The sequence below is a fragment of the Methylomonas lenta genome, from assembly GCF_001644015.1.
Taxonomy (GTDB): Bacteria; Pseudomonadota; Gammaproteobacteria; order Methylococcales; family Methylomonadaceae; genus Methylomonas; species Methylomonas lenta.
Genome location: NZ_LUUI01000152.1, coordinates 35,724 through 52,393 on the forward strand (window position 1 = coordinate 35,724; position 16,670 = coordinate 52,393).

Below are 16,670 nucleotides of genomic sequence, written 5' to 3' on the forward strand. Positions count from 1 at the left end.
TAGCGTATTGCTGTTAACTGATTAAATATATAAATTGGCCATTTGACGCCAATATTGACCTTGATGGGCACGACCCTCCCATTCGTAATAGGCATGACATATGCCTTTCTGATTAAGTATATGTTTGAGTTCTCGATTGTTTTGTAAGAAAGGATCTTCTTTCCCAATGACTAATGTGATGTCCATATGCCGCAGTAGGTTCAATTGGTTTTTATTGGTTAGATTGGGCAGGAAATGACTAGGCGTATGGAAATAAACATTCTCATCATAGTAACCATCCAGCAAATCTTTGAAATGTTCTAGTTTCAATGTTAAATCGAATCGACCGGAAAATGCCACCAACTTTCTAAAACGCTGCGGATGACGGAATGCAATGTTGGCAGCATGATAGGCACCTAAACTACAACCATGGGCAATAGTACAGGGATGCGGATTTTTGGCATCCATAAAAGGCATGACTTCGTTTAGCACATATTCTTCAAAATGAATATGGCGTTGAATACGAGCTTGAGGTTCGCGCCAGAAGCAATAAAAAGTTTCATGATCAATACTGTCAATACAAAAAAGCTGTATATGACCGGCTTCAATTTTATGTTTTAGGGTCTCGACTATCCGCAGATTTTCATATTCATAAAATCGGCCATCCCGGGTGGGAAATACCAACACTTTGGCACCAGCATGACCAAAAACCAGAAACTCCATATCTCGCCCTAAACGCGGGCTATACCAATGATGATATTCTCGATTCATAAATAATTTGCAGACTCTCCATAAAACGCCTGTAGTTGCCACAACAACTGCTGATTTTGCATCACTTGTCTGGGATATTCAAAATGACCGGCATCTAAGACAAACAAATCTTTCGGTCCAGTCCAGGCATTATAGATAGCAAACTGTCCTGGTGGCGCCACCATCGGATCAAACAAAGCCACCGCAAATTGAACGGGTTGCATAGCAAAGCGAGCCGCTATCGCTGCATCATAATAGGCCAATGTGACAGGCATATGGCCAACTTTTTGCACAAAGTCCGATACCGCCGACCCACTGCCTATAGTGGGTAATTTAAGTCTTAAGGTCTGATGGCCGAATGTTGGTACGTTTAAATGTACTCGCTGTATCCGTTTGTCCCACGGCGAAGCCAATGCACCGATACCACCTCCGAAACTAATCCCCATATAACCAATGCGGTCGACTGCTTTAGGATAGAGTTCCAACATAATTGAAACTGCGAGCCACAAATCATCCACACAACCGCCGATAATATAACGATCCGGATCATCGATATGGTGCAAAACATGATGACTCGGTTGATCGGAAACCGCATGATGACGACTGCGGGAAAGCCCTCGGAAACAGGGGAACAAAAAAGCTGTGTAAGGAATATTAAAATGATAATCGGGCTGGTCTCGACCACCATAGCCATGGCCGACAATAATGCACTGCCTGACTTCCTGATGTTCTGGCTCCAACAACCATCCGCCAATTTTAAAGTCGTCAGTGGATTGATATTCGATATCAAATATTCTGAATCCGGCATGTGAACCACATTGGCCCAAGGTAAAGAGTGGATGTAGCGCTAGAGCTTTAAGATAACGATTTTGCCAGAAGGCGACAAAGTCATCAGGTACCGGCGGAGGCGTAATTGCCAGTAATTGCTCAAGATCATAGCCGTAGCTGGGATCAAAATGGAAGGGATGTTTAAATACTCTCACGACAATAAGTTTAGTGGTTAAGTCGTGATTATCTGTATCGATTTAGTTAAAGAGACAAGAGATTATAAGCGGTATATTCTGAATTTATGTTTTTCCAAAAAAACCGATTTTCTTGTCTCAATAAAATTTATTCTGCCGATAATTCCTTAGAATATCAATCGACGATTTTGAATTTTTCCCGCGATGCATCGACTATTTCGCGCAACTCTTTACCCGGTTTAAAATGGGGGACATGTTTTTCAGTCAAAGAGACTGATTCACCTGTCTTGGGATTTCTGCCTAACCGAGCAGAACGATGATGCAAAGAAAAACTACCAAAACCCCGGATTTCAATACGATCACCATTGGCCAGTGTATCGCTTAAATGGTCGACCACACATCTAACGGCTAATTCAACATCTTTAAGTGGAAGATGTGGCTGCTTACGTGCCAACACCTCTATCAATTCTGATTTTGTCACATTCAACCCTGAGTAATCGAAGCGGGGTGATGCGCTTGCACATCACCCCTGGACGGATTTTATTTGTCCATTTGTTTAAAGATATCGCCCAATGTCGCGGATCCCGCGTTTTGGCTTGAATAATCTTTAATCGCGTTTGACTCTTCCTCAACATCTTTGGCTTTAATAGACAAAGAAATCGATTTGGTTTTTTTGTCTACGCCGACAAATTTAGCTTCGAGCTCATCGCCTTCTTTCAACAATGTACGCGCATCTTCTACACGGTCACGTTGAATTTCGGAAGCACGCAGATAGCCTTCAACGTTATCAGCCAAGGTAATCACTGCACCTTTAGCATCAACTTCTTTGACAACACCTTTAACCAATGCGCCTTTTTCATTCAAAGCGATATAGTTTTGGAATGGATCTTGTTCCAGTTGTTTGATACCGAGAGAGATACGCTCACGTTCCGGATCAACCGCCAAGATGACAGTCTCAACTTCGTCACCTTTCTTGTAGTTACGGATGATTTCTTCATCGCCTTCGTTCCAGGAGATATCAGACATGTGTACCAAACCATCAATACCACCATCCAGACCGATAAAGATACCGAAGTCAGTGATAGATTTGATTTTGCCGCTGATTTTGTCGCCCTTATTATGAGTTGCGCCAAATTCGTCCCATGGGTTAGAACGGCACTGTTTCATGCCCAGTGAAATACGACGACGTTCTTCGTCGATTTCCAATACCATGACTTCAACTTCATCGCCCAACTGAACCACTTTGGATGGGTTGACGTTTTTGTTGGTCCAGTCCATTTCAGAAACGTGAACCAAACCTTCAACACCTTCTTCGATTTCCACGAAGCAACCGTAATCAGTCAGGTTGTTAACTTTACCGAATACACGGGTACCGGCTGGGTAACGGCGAGCAATGTTTTGCCATGGATCTTCTTCCATTTGCTTCATGCCCAACGAGACGCGGGTTTTGTCTTTGTCGAATTTCAAGACTTTGACATTGATTTCTTGGCCGATTTCTACACACTCGGATGGGTGACGTACACGACGCCATGCCATGTCAGTGATGTGCAACAGACCATCTACGCCGCCCAAGTCGATAAACGCACCGTAGTCAGTAAGGTTTTTAACGATACCGGAAACGATAGCGCCTTCTTGCAGAGATTTAACCAGCTCTTCTCTCTCTGCGCTGTATTCGCTTTCAACCACAGCACGACGTGACAATACAACATTGTTACGTTTTTGATCGATTTTGATGACTTTGAATTCCAGGTCGCGGTTTTCCAGGAATGCGGTATCACGAATAGGACGCACATCGACCAATGAACCAGGCAGGAACGCACGCAAAGCACCGACCGCAACGGTGAAACCGCCACGTACTTTGCCATTAATGCGACCGATAACGGTTTCCTGGGTTTCGAAGGCTGTTTCAAGTTCAGCCCAAGCCTTGCTTTTCTTAGCTTTATCGCGGGAAAGAAGCGTAGAACCCAAGCCATCTTCGAACATGTCGAGTGCAACTTCGATTTCATCACCGACATTGACTTCCAGGTCGCCATCTGCATTTAAAAATTGCCATTTCGGAATCACGCCTTCCGATTTAGCTTGGGTGCTGACGATAACGAATTCATTTTCGATATCGATAACGGTACCCATAAGCATGGCGCCAGGACGCATTTCAGTCTTGGCAAAACTCTCTTCTAATAACTGTGCAAAGCTTTCGCTCATTTTTCTACTTTCCCAAACTTGTCAAGACACCAACAAGTTTTCTCTTCAATAAAATTAAAAAAAGCCACCTGTCAGGCAGCCGCCAAATCAGTTCTTATGAACTAAATCTATTACCACGTCTATCACCTGCTGGATGCTTAAACTGGAGGAATCTATGTAGATAGCGCCTTCCGGCACTGTCAAAGGAGCGGTTGCTCGCTCCCGATCGCGACGATCGCGTTCTTCAATCTCTCTGGTAATTTGTAAAAGGTTAGCATCGATTCCCTTTTCAATCAACTGCTTATATCGTCTATCCGCCCTTTCTTCAGCACTGGCAGTCAGAAAGACTTTGAACTCAGCCTCAGGAAACACTACGCTGCCCATATCCCGACCATCCGCGACCAAACCCGGAAGCTGTTGAAAATCTTTTTGTTTTTGCAACAAAATAGCTCTAACTTCCGGATAGGCAGCGACAATGGATGCAACATTACCGGTGGTTTCAGTACCCAGTTGAGAGGTAATATCGACGCCAGCCAATCTAACAAGCAGAACATCGCCACAATCAAATTCCAGCTGCATAGCTTCAGCGATTTGCTTAATGGCGGCCAAATCCTCCAGCGCTACTTGAGCTTGTAACACAGCAATCGCCAACGAGCGGTAAATCGAACCGCTATCCAGATAATGCCATTGCAACAGCTTGGCAACTGCACGACTAACGGTGCCTTTGCCTGCCCCGCTAGGACCGTCGATAGTTAAAACAGGAATACTCATAATTACAGGGTAACCAGATTCAAGCCCAATTCAGTCGCCAATTGCCTGAATTCAGGAAACGAGGTGTTGACGTTGGCGCAATCCTTAATGGTTATCGGTGCGCTGGCACGTAGACCGGCAATCGAAAAAGACATAGCAATTCGATGATCCCCGTGTGATTCAACTTCGCCGCCGCCGATGTTGCCACCACCTTGTACGATCATACCGTCTTCGGTAGGCTGCGCATCGACACCCAGAATTTGCAAACCATCAGCCATCACTTGAATCCGGTCGGATTCCTTCACGCGCAATTCTTTGGCACCGGTCAACACGGTAGTTCCTTCGGCACAGGCGGCCGCCACGAACAATACCGGAAACTCGTCAATCGCCAACGGCACCAACGCTTCCGGAATTTCTATACCTTTCAACTGCGCAGTACGCACGCGAATATCGGCCACCGGCTCGCCACCCACTTCACGTTCATTCAACACCTCAATATTGGCACCCATCAAACGCAAAATATCGATGATGCCGGTACGGGTCGGATTGATGCCTACATGTTTAAGAGTCACATCGGAATCCGGTGCAATACTGGCCCCAACCAGGAAAAACGCAGCCGAAGAAATATCGCTGGGCACATCGATTTCAGTTGCGGTTAATTTGCCCTGGCTGTTGATTTTGGCGGTACTGCCTTCACGCGTTACCGGATAGCCAAAACCGCTCAACATGCGTTCGGTATGATCGCGGGTAGGTGCCGGCTCGGTGACACTGGTTTCACCTTCGGCATACATGCCCGCCAACAGCAAACAGGATTTGACTTGGGCACTGGCGATAGGCATATCGTAATGCATGCCTTTCAATTTACCAGCCTGGCCTTTGATATGCAGCGGCGCAGTGCCGTTTTCGTCGGTTTCAATAACCGCACCCATACTGGCCAGTGGTGCTGTCACTCGTTTCATCGGACGAGACTCCAAAGATTTATCACCTGTCAACACACAATCAAATGACTGACCAGCCAGTAAACCACTCAACAAACGCATCGAGGTGCCTGAGTTACCTAGATACAATGGCTTTTCAGGGGCTGTCAAACCGTGTTTACCTACCCCATGAATAGTAACCTCTCCATTGACTGGACCCTCGATTTCAACCCCCATAGCCCGAAAGGCTTCCAAAGTGGACATAGCATCTTCGGCATTCAAAAAACCTCTAACGTGGGTAACGCCTTCGGCCAACGAGCCTAGCATAATGGAACGATGCGACATGGATTTGTCGCCGGGCACACGAATTTCACCGCGCAAACTGCCGCCGGGTTGTACTTGAAAAGTAATGGATTGTGACATAGTGATCTTCTTTTAATCGTCTAAAGTATCGAGAAATCGTTGCCTGGCATTGCGGGCATAAGTGAAGGTATCGAACAATTGCTGCGATTGATCATCTACTAATAATTGTTCAATATTGCTCAGTTCAGCTTTAAATTGCCGAATCAGCGGAATAATGTCCTGTTTATTGGCCAGACAAATATCCAGCCACATAGTCGGATCGCTGGACGCGATGCGGGTAAAATCCTTAAACCCCCCAGCGGCATATTTGAATATTTCCCGCTGCTCATCTTTACGTCCCAGCAAGCCGACCAAAGCAAAGGCCAGGATGTGCGGTAAATGACTGGTTGCGGCCAATACCGTATCGTGATGCTCCACACTCATCTCCGACACGCTAGAACCGATCTGCTCCCAGAAGCGCGTCAATTTTTCCACGGCCTGCGGGTCAGTATTATTGAGTGGCGTAATGATCAAACGCCGATTTTTGAATAATTCGGCATTGGACGCATCCACCCCACTACGTTCGGCACCCGCTATCGGATGGGCCGGCACAAAATTGTTCGGCACATGACCAAAGACCGCTTCTATGGCCGATACCACGCTAGCTTTGGTACTACCGGCATCGCTATATAAAGCTGTCGCGCTCCAATATGGTTTAATTAATTCAAAGATACTTTGCATGCTGCCTACCGGCGTGGCGATAATCACCAAGTCAGCATGATCCAGGGCAGCGGAAATATGGGTATAAAACTGGTCAATAACCCCCAAATCTTTTGCTAATTGCAGGTTAGGTTGATTTTTTTCCCTACCAAAAGCCACAATTTCCTGGCATAAGCCTTGCGCACGCGCAGCTCGGGCAATTGAGCCACCAATTAAGCCGGTGCCAATAATGCATAGGCGTTTAAACACCTTGCAACACCTGTTTCAAGGCTGTAATGAACATTTGATTTTCTCGTTCAGTGCCGATACTAATCCGTAAATGCTGTGGCATTTCATAATTGGCCACCGGCCTTACAATAATGCCTTTCAACAACAGGGCTTCGTAAACTGGTAACGCATTTTGTTTAACATCAACCGAGACAAAATTACCGGATGAAGGAATCCAATCCAGACCTAGATCTTCAAATGCAGAGGTCAATTGTGTCATTCCGGCATTATTCACCGCTAAGGTTTTGGCTAGATAATCAGCATCAGTTAAAGCGGCTTCCGCTGCAGCCAAAGCCAGCATATTGCTGTTAAATGGTTGCCGCACACGATTGAGCAAATCAGCTACATCGTCTGAAGAAATGCCGTATCCAATCCGCAAACCAGCCAAGCCATAAGCCTTGGAAAATGTGCGAGTTACAATAAGATTAGGATAACGTTGCGGCCAAGCCAGTGATTCGGTTCTATCTGAAGGAGCAACAAATTCATAATAGGCCTCGTCAAGCACACACAAAACATGCGCTGGCAAAGCTGAAATAAAGCTTTCCAGCTCGTCGGAAGCTAACAAAGTGCCGGTCGGATTATTGGGATTGGCAATAAACACCAAGCGTGTTTTATCCGAAATAGTTGCAAGCATAGCCTGCAAATCATGCCCATAATTTTTCGCTGGTACTATACGCGCCTGCGCACCCACTGCCTGGGTTAGTATTGGATACAATGCAAAAGCATGTTGAGAAAACACCACTTCATGTTCAGGCGACACAAAAGTCCGCATGACTAATTCCAATATTTCACTGGAACCGTTGCCTAAAGTAATGCTAGACGGCGCCACAGCCAATTTTGCCGATAGCGCTGCTTTTAACCCAAAGCCACTGCCGTCTGGATAACGGGTTAGCTCCGGCATAGTGGCCTGAATCGCTGCCAACACTTTATCACCGGTGCCCAGCGGGTTTTCATTGGAAGCTAATTTAACAACTTCGCTTAATCCAAGCTCTCGCTGCAATTCATCAACTGGTTTACCGGGGACATACGGCACCAACTGTTGCACACCAGCCAGCGCAAGCTCTAAAAATTTATTCATGTAGGGTATTAAATAACTGCTTTGGGATAAGAGCCAAGGATTTTCAACATCTTGACGTTGTTTTGCAGAACCTTGAGTGCATTGGCAACATCAGGATCGTCATAATGACCTTCGATATCAATAAAGAACACATACTCCCATAAGCCTTGCCGAGAAGGCCGGGATTCAATATGCACCATGCTGATGCCGTATTCGGCAAAAGGCCCTAATATTCTATGCAATGCACCGGATTGATTACCGGTAGACACCAAAATGGAGGTTTTATCCAAACCGGTCGAAGCCGGCTGCTGAGCACCGATAATGATAAAGCGCGTGGTATTGTTGGCTTCATCTTCAATATTTTTCTCGATCACATTAAGATCATACAACTCGGCGGCAACCAAACCGGCAACGGCAGCCTTGCTATGATCCAATGATGCCAGACGCGCAGCTTCGGCATTACTGCTAACCGCTGTCACTGGAACTCCGGGCAGATAAATATTCAACCATTGCCGGCATTGGGCCAGAGATTGCTGATGAGAAAACACTTCATTGATACCGAGCAAGGAATCCATTTTACCCAGCAAATTTTGATGCACCCGGATTTCAACTTCGCCACAAATCTTCAAAGGACTGTCCATAAACCTATCCAAGGTATGGGCAATGACCCCTTCGGTCGAATTCTCCACAGGCACCACACCAAACTGGCAATGCCCTGTCTCGACTGATTGAAAAATATCATGAATGGTCGGCACCGGAACATCTTTAACCGCATGCCCAAAATGCTTGAATGTTGCCTGCTGAGTAAAGGTACCTGGTGGACCAAGAAAAGCCACTTCCAATGGCTTCTCCAAGGCTAGACAAGCAGACATGATCTCACGAAAAAGATGTGCGGCAGCGTGATCGCTTAAAGGGCCAGGGTTCAGTTCCTTGATTTTGCGTAACACCTGGGCTTCACGATCCGGCCGATAAAAACTCCCGGTCTCACCCTCAGCTTGCTTAGTTCTGGCAACTTCAATCGCGCAATTGGCACGCTGATTGATCAGCTGCAGGATCTGCTGATCAATCGCATCGATTTGGATGCGCAATTCTGACAAAGGAATGATGTCAATCATGCTCAGCTTAGTGTGTACGTTCAAACTCAGCCATGAAGGCGATCAACGCATCGACACCGGCTTCCGGCATGGCGTTATAAATACTGGCACGCATGCCCCCCACAGAACGATGCCCTGCCAGCGTACTCAAGCCATTTTTCTCGGCCAAACTTAAAAACTCTTTATCCAAGCTCGCATCTGCCAATACAAAAGGAATATTCATCCGCGAACGACATTCGAGCGCCACTGGATTGCTATACAAACTGGATTGATCGATAGCCTGATAAAGTTTGCCGGCTTTTTGAATATTGCGTTGCTCGATGGCGGCTACACCACCCTCGCCTTTCAACCATTGCAACACCAGGCCTAACAAATACCAGTTATAGGTAGCGGGTGTATTCAGCATGGAATCGCTTTTGGCTTGCTGAGCGTAATTGAAAACTGATGGTACGGATTTTGGCGCCAGACCGATCAGGTCTTCACGCACGATAACCACTGTCACGCCGGCAGGCCCCATGTTTTTCTGGGTGCCGGCATAGATAATGCCGAAACGGTTAATATCGACTGTACGCGACAAAATATTGGAAGACATATCACAAACCAAGGGTAAATTACCGACTTCAGGTACATGATTAAATTCGACCCCGTGTATGGTTTCATTAGAGGTGTAATGTAAATAAGCGGCATCCTGGTCCAGCAGCCATTGTTCAGCTTTAGGAATACTTGTATAAGCAGTATCTTCAGAACTTGCGGCGATTTTAACTTCGCAATATTTGCCTGCTTCTTTGATAGCACTGGTCGACCAGGCGCCAGTATTGACATAACAGGCTGAACTTTTGCCGTTTAAAATATTTTGCGGAATCATGGCAAATTGTGCCGTCGCCCCACCCTGCAAAAACAAAACCTTATAATTCTCAGGAATTGACAAAAGCTCAATCAAATCATTTTTCATGGCTTCGGCAATCGCCATGAAATACTTGCCGCGATGACTCATTTCCAACACCGACATGCCACTATCCTGCCAATCCAGCATTTCTTGTTGAGCTTTTAACAGCACGGCTTCTGGCAGCATCGACGGGCCAGCGCTAAAGTTATATATCCTTGCCATTATTCTTCATCTCCGCCTAAATCGGCATCATCGGTTATTAAATCGTTCTCTTCACACTCATCGTCTTCATCACCTAGACCATCAATCCGATCCACGCCGACCACTTTTTCGCCTTTATCTAAACGGATAACGGTGACACCTTGCGTATTTCTGCCGACAATGGAAATCTCGTTCACCCGCGTTCTGACCAAAGTACCCGCATTGGTAATCAGCATGATTTCGTCAGTGTCATTCACCAGTACCGCACCAACAACCGCGCCATTGCGATCCGAAGTCTGGATAGCAATCAAGCCTTGACCACCACGCTTATGCTGGGTAAATTCTTCCAGACGCGTACGTTTACCATAACCATTTTCGGTAATATTCAACACAGTGCCTTCTGTTGAAATAATCAACGAAATCACAAACTGCCCTTCTTGTAAGCGAATACCGCGTACGCCGGCAGCTGTTCTACCCATAGACCTTACATCTGCTTCATTAAAGCATACTGCTTTGCCATTGCTACTGAATAACATGACGTTTTGTTGGCCGTCTGTCAAAGCAACCCCGACTAAAGTGTCATTCTCGCGCAAATCAATAGCTATTTTACCTTTGGCCAGCTGGTATGAGAATTCAGTCAAAGGGGTTTTTTTCACGGTACCGGAAGCTGTGGCCATAAATACAAATTTATCTTCACTGTAGTCCCGCACAGAAAGCATGGCGTTTATTTTTTCGTTCTCTTCCAACGGCAATAAATTCACAAACGGCTTGCCTCGTGAGGCACGACTAGCAACAGGCAATTCGTAGACCTTCAGCCAATACACTTTACCTTTTGAAGAAAAGCACAAGATAGTGTCATGCGTATTAGCGATAATCAGTTTATCGATAAAATCATTTTCTTTAGTCGCCGTGGCCGATTTGCCTCTGCCACCGCGACGCTGCGATTTGTAATCAGTTAATGGCTGGGTTTTGACATAACCCTCGTGAGACATAGTAACGACCATGTCTTCTTCCGTGATCAAATCTTCCGCAGACAGATTGGAATAATCCTGCATGATCTCAGTACGTCTAGCGTCTGAATACTGGGCTTTGATTTCTTCCAGCTCTTCTTTGATGACTTCCATCAAACGTACATCACTGCCAAGAATATGCAAATATTCGTCGATTAATTCCAATAATTGCTTGTATTCATTGACGATTTTTTCTTGCTCAAGACCCGTCAATCGATGCAGGCGTAAATCCAGAATCGCTTGCGCTTGCTCTTCCGACAAGCGATATATACCGCCTGCCAAACCAAATTCCGCCCCCAAACCTTCTGGCCGCGAACGATCCGCATCCGCTCTATCCAACAAAGCGACCACCAAGCCGGCGTCCCAATTTTTTTCCAACAGACCTTGTTTGGCTGCCTGCGGATTAGGAGAGGCTTTTATCAGCTCGATCATCTCGTCGATATTAGCCAAAGCTATCGCCAAGCCCTCTAAAATATGTGCTCTGTCCCGCGCTTTACGCAGATTATATAATGTTCTGCGAGTGACGATTTCACGTCGATGATCAATGAATGCCGCCAGAATTTCTTTCAGATTCATGCAATAAGGGCGACCATCTAACAAAGCCACCATATTAATGCCGAACACCGTTTGCATCTGGGTTTGCTTGTACAGATTGTTCAGCACCACATCCGGCACCTCGCCACGACGCAACTCAACGACCATACGCATACCGTCCTTATCAGACTCATCACGCAAACCGGAAATACCTTCCAATTTACCTTCTTTAACTAATTCGGCAATTTTCTCCAGCAACCGTGCCTTATTAACTTGATAAGGCAATTCAGTTGTAATGATGGCTTGTCGACCGCCGTCACCGATGTCTTCGAAATGGGACAGCGCCCTGATATGAATCCGCCCGCGACCAGTGGTGTAGGCTTCGTAGATACCGGATGCGCCGTTAATGATGCCAGCAGTCGGAAAATCCGGACCCGGTACGATTTGCATCAATTCAGGAATCGTCAGATCTGCATTGTCGATCAACGCCAGACAAGCCGAGACTATCTCGTTTAGGTTGTGCGGTGGAATATTGGTGGCCATGCCCACCGCAATACCGGAAGAACCATTGATTAACAATGTCGGAATGCGAGTAGGCATTACCGTGGGTTCCGATTCCGATTCGTCATAGTTGGAAACAAAATCAACCGTTTCCTTATCCAAATCGGCCAGTATTTCATGGGCGATTTTAGACATGCGTACTTCGGTGTATCGCATGGCTGCGGGCGAATCGCCGTCGACCGAACCGAAGTTGCCCTGTCCATCGATCAGCATATACCGCAACGAGAACGGCTGCGCCATACGCACCATGGTGTCGTAGACCGCCGTGTCGCCATGTGGATGGTATTTACCGATCACGTCACCGACGATACGCGCGGATTTTTTGTAGGGTTTGTTCCAGTCATTACCCAGTTCACTCATCGCGTAAAGCACGCGGCGATGCACAGGCTTGAGGCCGTCTCTAACATCAGGAAGCGCCCTGCCTACGATTACACTCATAGCATAATCGAGATAGGATTGTTTCATCTCGTCTTCGAGATTAACCGGGATAATTTCTTTAGCGAAGTCTGACATGGGTCCATGATTCCAATTCAGCCAAGCGTTTTTCAGCTCGACGGGTTAGCCTGTAGCGTCAAATCCTTTTTGCACTAAAAAGGCTCATAAAAGCCCGTGATTATAGCAAATGCACAACAAGCTCGTCAGGCAAAAATCTCTTCGAAAAAGTTTTGCATAGCCTGCCAGGATCGCTTGTCTGCCTGCCCTTGATAAACCGTACCAAAGTCAGGATCATTAGCCAGTGGATTAGTGAAAGCATGCATAGTCCCGCCGTAGCTGTGCAGCTGCCAATCGGCGCCGGCCTGAGTAAGTTCGGTTTGTAATGCCAACACCTGCTCGGGTGGCCCCATCGGATCATCATGACCGTGTAACACTAAAACCTTAGCTTTGATTTGAGGTTGAGGGATATTGTCCGCCGCAACCAACAAACCATGAAACGATACGACACCACGAATATCCACGCCGGTACGCGCCAAATCCAACGCACACAAGCCACCAAAGCAAAAACCCATTGCAGCTATACGGCCATTATCCGCCCATGGCATTAATTTCACAGTTGCCAACGCCGCATGCAAACGCTTCTGTAGTTTCGCCCTATCCTGCATAAACGGCTGCATTAATTGACCATTCTGTTCCGGTGAGCTACCTAGAATACCTTTTCCATACATGTCAGCAGCGAAAGCCAAATAGCCCAACTCGGCCAGGCTTTTAGCCTTATTGGCAACAAATTCATCTCGTCCGGCCCAAGCATGATGAATTAACACCACAGGCCGTATACCTGCAATAGCATCATCAAAGGCAAAAAAACCTTCTAATAAATCATCACCATCCAAGTAATCAACCGTATTGGATACAATAGCCATACATACCTCTTTTAATTTTAAGAAATTATGCCTTCACGCTGCAGAGCCTCGATAAACCCCTCAGAAGCCGCTTCAACCATATCTAAAACACGCTCAAAACCATAAGCACCGCCGTAATAGGGATCGGGCACCTCACGTTGTTTCAAATGCGGGGCGTATTCGAGAAAAAGTCGAACTTTATGCTGGAATTTATCGGGACAATTCTCCGACAAAATGGCTTGATTTTCCTCATCCATCGCTAAAACATAATCAAAAACCTCAAAATCATTTTGAGTTACTTTTCTAGCCTTCAGATGCTTTAACTCAACCCCTCTGCCTCTAGCTGCTTTTTGCGAGCGCAAATCCGGCGCGTCGCCCACATGATAAGCATGAGTACCGGCCGAATCGACCTCAAATGCATCCGTTAAGCGTCTGGTCATTAATAATGTATTGAACACACCTTCTGCAGTTGGTGAACGACAAATATTGCCCATGCAAACGAACAAAACCTTGATTTTCCGCATAACTAATTAAGTTTTTTAAATTTGAGTCGATAGATTGTAAGCTATACTTTTGCCGCCTGTCTTCTTTGAAGCATGAGCGACTAAACAATAAAAATTTAAATAGTTATCTGGAGCTTTGAATGTTAATGATGAACTGGCATTCTGTCGGCGTCAAAGTGGTTGCAATTACCATGGCATTGCTGACAATTGTAGGGATTGGAAGTTTGATTGCATTTTCTAACTTGCAAAAACAAAATTTAATTGACCGCAAAATAGAATCATCGCGCCAATTATTGCTGGTATCCGAATCTATCCGGGATAACGTGGTCAAGAAATGGGAAAATGGCCTGTACTCCCCAGAGCTCCTGATACAAGCAACCCAGAACAAAAGCCCGTCAGAAAGCCGAGCGATCATACTCTCCACTGTGCCAACTGCCAATGCCTGGGAAGTCATCGAAGCCAAAGCCAAAGAAGGCGGTTTTCGCTTTAAAGCCCCGGCATTGAATCCACGAAATCCTCCCAGAAATAATCCGGATGAAACTGAACGCAAAGTGCTGGACATTTTTCAAAATGACCCGTCACTAAACGAATACAGCATCGTTGATGAAGAAAATCAAGAAATACGCTATTTCAGACCGGTCAAAATGGTGAAGCAATGCGAACTCTGTCACGGCGACCCTGCTACATCCCAAGCCCTGTGGAATAATGACCAAGGCAAGGATTTATTAGGTTATCCGATGGAAAGCCGCCAAGCCGGTGATTTACATGGCGCTTTTGAAATCATCACGCCCTTTGACGTAGCCTTGGCTGGCTTTAAAATTGATTTGTACTATGCCATTGGACTTCTAATTCTGGGGCTACTTTTAATCGGTTCCACCGGCTATTTCGTGATGAATAAAATCATCATCAGCCCACTTACCGACTTAGCTTTAAATCTGCAACAAATCTGTAGTGGCAACGGCGACTTGCGTGCCAGACTAAAAATTAACGGTAAATCAGAATTTGCCTGGGTAGCTTCCAGCTTCAATTCTTTTGTGATAAAAATCGCCAAAACGGTAGATGAAATCAGTGTAACTAGCGAACAACTGGCCAAGTCTTCAAACAAACTGGCCTCCATCACCCAAACCACTCAAAAAGGTGTCGAACGTCAACTGCAGGAAACTACTTTAGTCGCTAACGCCATGAAGCAGATGACTTCGACAGTTCAAGAAGTTGCCAGAAATGCAATCAAAGCCTCTGAGGCTGCCGAAACAGCCGACCAGGAAGCCGCAACAGGCAAAAACATCGTTAACGAAGCCGTTAACGGCATCAATTGCCTAGCTGACGAGGTAGAAAACGCTGCCAATGTGATTCACGAACTGGAAAACGACAGCAATAGCATTGGTGAAGTGTTGGGCGTTATTCAAGGCATAGCCGAACAAACCAATTTATTAGCCCTAAATGCGGCGATCGAAGCCGCCAGAGCAGGCGAACAAGGTCGTGGCTTTGCCGTGGTGGCCGATGAAGTCAGAACCCTGGCCAGTCGCACACAAAACTCTACCTTAGAAATTCAAAAAACTATCGAACGCTTACAAGACCGCGCAAAACAAGCGGTAAATGTGATGGATAATGGCCGCAAACAGGCTGCTTCCAGTGTCGAACAGGCAGCATCTGCTGGTGGCTCTATTTCCACGATCAGTCAAAGAATCGACACCATCAACGACATGAACAATCAAATTGCCAGTGCGGCTGAAGAACAAACGGCCGTTGCCGAGGAAATAAATCGCAACATCAGCAATATCAGCCATGTTACCGAAGAAACCTCATTAGGCGCTAAAAATACGGCTGATGCTTGTCATGAACTACTGGAATTGGCCAACCAATTGCGTGCAACCGTAGGCAGCTTCAGAACTTAAAAAACTAGCGGAGCGATTTCATCATCGCTCCGCTTTTTCAGTCCAACCACCCTTCCAAATCTGACAACCCATTTTGAATTGACTCCCCACTTATTCCTGGCTCGGTTATGATGTCAAAAACCTTTCATTTCCAGGAGAAAAACCATGACATTCAAACAACTGCTAGTAGCATCGCTGTTAACCTTTATGAGCATAAGCTCTAGCCAGGCAGAGCCTCAGTTTGTAAAAACCTTTAATCCTGGCAGTTACCAACAGATTTTACGCGAAAATGCCGGCCAAGCTTTTGTGCTGGCTATTTGGTCGGTGGATTGCCCATCATGCATCAAAGACATGACTGTTTTATCGCAAATCAGGCAAAACAACCCAAACTTAAAAATCATCATGCTATCGACTGATGAGCCTGCCAACACCTCCGAGGTAAAAAACATCCTAGCCCGCCATCAATTAAACGACTTGGAAAACTGGATTTTTGGCAGCGACGATGCACAAAAGTTGCGCTATGAAATCGATCCCAGCTGGTATGGGGAATTACCAAGAACCTATTTCTTTAGTTCAGCACATAGCCGTATTGGCAAAAGCGGGGCTTTGACAATCGAAACCTTCGAAGCGCAAATCGCGAACATTGCACGTTAAAAAGCCCTATTGAAATTACAAACTGATTCTCCAGGCCTTACCTCACTGCCATTAAGTTAAAGAAGAACAATCCCTTCTCCCTCCGGGAGAA

The 16,670-nt window shown here is 46.0% G+C and carries 15 protein-coding genes; 2 read left to right on the top strand and 13 right to left on the bottom strand.

Going from position 1 to position 16,670, the window contains the following annotated elements:
• Positions 1-21 precede the first annotated feature (21 nt).
• The 13 genes from A1359_RS19090 to A1359_RS19150 all read right to left on the bottom strand — a co-directional run bounded on the left by A1359_RS19090 (position 22) and on the right by A1359_RS19150 (position 14,072).
• The gene (locus A1359_RS19090) at positions 22-750 is read right to left on the bottom strand and encodes an esterase family protein (RefSeq protein ID WP_066987151.1); all 729 of its coding nucleotides are present in this window, start codon (positions 748-750) and stop codon (positions 22-24) included.
• Positions 747-1,712, bottom strand: coding sequence for an acetylxylan esterase (locus tag A1359_RS19095; RefSeq protein WP_066987154.1), 966 nt, complete (start codon positions 1,710-1,712; stop codon positions 747-749). Before A1359_RS19095 ends, A1359_RS19090 begins: the two co-directional genes overlap by 4 nt.
• A 154-nt stretch (positions 1,713-1,866) precedes the next feature.
• Positions 1,867-2,172 (bottom strand): integration host factor subunit beta, encoded by a 306-nt coding sequence (locus tag A1359_RS19100; RefSeq protein ID WP_066987157.1) that lies wholly within the window; start codon positions 2,170-2,172, stop codon positions 1,867-1,869.
• 59 nt (positions 2,173-2,231) lie between these two features.
• Entirely contained in the window at positions 2,232-3,893 is a 1,662-nt protein-coding gene (rpsA, locus tag A1359_RS19105) for a 30S ribosomal protein S1 (RefSeq protein WP_066987160.1), read from the bottom strand.
• Between the two features lie 87 nt (positions 3,894-3,980).
• Positions 3,981-4,643, bottom strand: a complete 663-nt coding sequence (gene cmk, locus A1359_RS19110; RefSeq protein ID WP_066987163.1) for a (d)CMP kinase — start codon at positions 4,641-4,643, stop codon at positions 3,981-3,983.
• Positions 4,644-4,645: 2 nt separating this feature from the next.
• A complete protein-coding gene (gene aroA / locus A1359_RS23320; RefSeq protein WP_066987166.1) occupies positions 4,646-5,962 on the bottom strand; it encodes a 3-phosphoshikimate 1-carboxyvinyltransferase in 1,317 nt (438 codons plus the stop codon).
• Between the two features lie 12 nt (positions 5,963-5,974).
• Complete coding sequence (locus A1359_RS23325) at positions 5,975-6,850, bottom strand: prephenate dehydrogenase (RefSeq protein ID WP_066987169.1); 876 nt, start codon at positions 6,848-6,850, stop codon at positions 5,975-5,977.
• Positions 6,843-7,946: a histidinol-phosphate transaminase gene (hisC, locus tag A1359_RS19125; RefSeq protein WP_066987173.1), complete on the bottom strand. Its 1,104-nt coding sequence runs from the start codon at positions 7,944-7,946 to the stop codon at positions 6,843-6,845. The genes A1359_RS23325 and hisC overlap by 8 nt, the downstream gene beginning before the upstream one ends.
• Positions 7,947-7,954: 8 nt before the next feature.
• Entirely contained in the window at positions 7,955-9,040 is a 1,086-nt protein-coding gene (pheA, locus tag A1359_RS19130) for a prephenate dehydratase (RefSeq protein ID WP_066987175.1), read from the bottom strand.
• A 7-nt stretch (positions 9,041-9,047) separates the two neighbouring features.
• The gene (gene serC / locus A1359_RS19135; protein ID WP_066987178.1) at positions 9,048-10,127 is read right to left on the bottom strand and encodes a 3-phosphoserine/phosphohydroxythreonine transaminase; all 1,080 of its coding nucleotides are present in this window, start codon (positions 10,125-10,127) and stop codon (positions 9,048-9,050) included.
• Positions 10,127-12,724: a DNA gyrase subunit A gene (gyrA, locus tag A1359_RS19140; protein ID WP_066987180.1), complete on the bottom strand. Its 2,598-nt coding sequence runs from the start codon at positions 12,722-12,724 to the stop codon at positions 10,127-10,129. The genes serC and gyrA overlap by 1 nt, the downstream gene beginning before the upstream one ends.
• 125 nt (positions 12,725-12,849) lie before the next feature.
• On the bottom strand, positions 12,850-13,569 hold the full coding sequence (locus tag A1359_RS19145) for a dienelactone hydrolase family protein (RefSeq protein ID WP_066987183.1): 720 nt from the start codon (positions 13,567-13,569) through the stop codon (positions 12,850-12,852).
• A 17-nt stretch (positions 13,570-13,586) separates the two neighbouring features.
• The gene (locus A1359_RS19150) at positions 13,587-14,072 is read right to left on the bottom strand and encodes a low molecular weight protein-tyrosine-phosphatase (RefSeq protein WP_066987187.1); all 486 of its coding nucleotides are present in this window, start codon (positions 14,070-14,072) and stop codon (positions 13,587-13,589) included.
• Between the two features lie 119 nt (positions 14,073-14,191).
• On the opposite strand from A1359_RS19150, the gene A1359_RS19155 reads away from it, so the two are divergent.
• Both A1359_RS19155 and A1359_RS19160 read left to right on the top strand, forming a co-directional pair.
• Complete coding sequence (locus A1359_RS19155) at positions 14,192-15,946, top strand: methyl-accepting chemotaxis protein (RefSeq protein ID WP_066987190.1); 1,755 nt, start codon at positions 14,192-14,194, stop codon at positions 15,944-15,946.
• A gap of 144 nt (positions 15,947-16,090) precedes the next feature.
• Entirely contained in the window at positions 16,091-16,579 is a 489-nt protein-coding gene (locus A1359_RS19160; RefSeq protein ID WP_066987192.1) for a TlpA family protein disulfide reductase, read from the top strand.
• The last annotated feature ends 91 nt before the right edge of the window (positions 16,580-16,670 follow it).

What these genes read in the sequence shown, in the direction of transcription:
- A1359_RS19090 (WP_066987151.1), bottom strand. Translation starts at nt 750, where the DNA reads ATGAATCGAGAATATCATCATTGGTATAGCCCGCGTTTAGGGCGAGAT.
- rpsA (WP_066987160.1), bottom strand. Translation starts at nt 3,893, where the DNA reads ATGAGCGAAAGCTTTGCACAGTTATTAGAAGAGAGTTTTGCCAAGACT.
- cmk (WP_066987163.1), bottom strand. Translation starts at nt 4,643, where the DNA reads ATGAGTATTCCTGTTTTAACTATCGACGGTCCTAGCGGGGCAGGCAAA.
- aroA (WP_066987166.1), bottom strand. Translation starts at nt 5,962, where the DNA reads ATGTCACAATCCATTACTTTTCAAGTACAACCCGGCGGCAGTTTGCGC.
- hisC (WP_066987173.1), bottom strand. Translation starts at nt 7,946, where the DNA reads ATGAATAAATTTTTAGAGCTTGCGCTGGCTGGTGTGCAACAGTTGGTG.
- pheA (WP_066987175.1), bottom strand. Translation starts at nt 9,040, where the DNA reads ATGATTGACATCATTCCTTTGTCAGAATTGCGCATCCAAATCGATGCG.
- serC (WP_066987178.1), bottom strand. Translation starts at nt 10,127, where the DNA reads ATGGCAAGGATATATAACTTTAGCGCTGGCCCGTCGATGCTGCCAGAA.
- gyrA (WP_066987180.1), bottom strand. Translation starts at nt 12,724, where the DNA reads ATGTCAGACTTCGCTAAAGAAATTATCCCGGTTAATCTCGAAGACGAG.
- A1359_RS19145 (WP_066987183.1), bottom strand. Translation starts at nt 13,569, where the DNA reads ATGGCTATTGTATCCAATACGGTTGATTACTTGGATGGTGATGATTTA.
- A1359_RS19150 (WP_066987187.1), bottom strand. Translation starts at nt 14,072, where the DNA reads ATGCGGAAAATCAAGGTTTTGTTCGTTTGCATGGGCAATATTTGTCGT.
- A1359_RS19155 (WP_066987190.1), top strand. Translation starts at nt 14,192, where the DNA reads ATGTTAATGATGAACTGGCATTCTGTCGGCGTCAAAGTGGTTGCAATT.
- A1359_RS19160 (WP_066987192.1), top strand. Translation starts at nt 16,091, where the DNA reads ATGACATTCAAACAACTGCTAGTAGCATCGCTGTTAACCTTTATGAGC.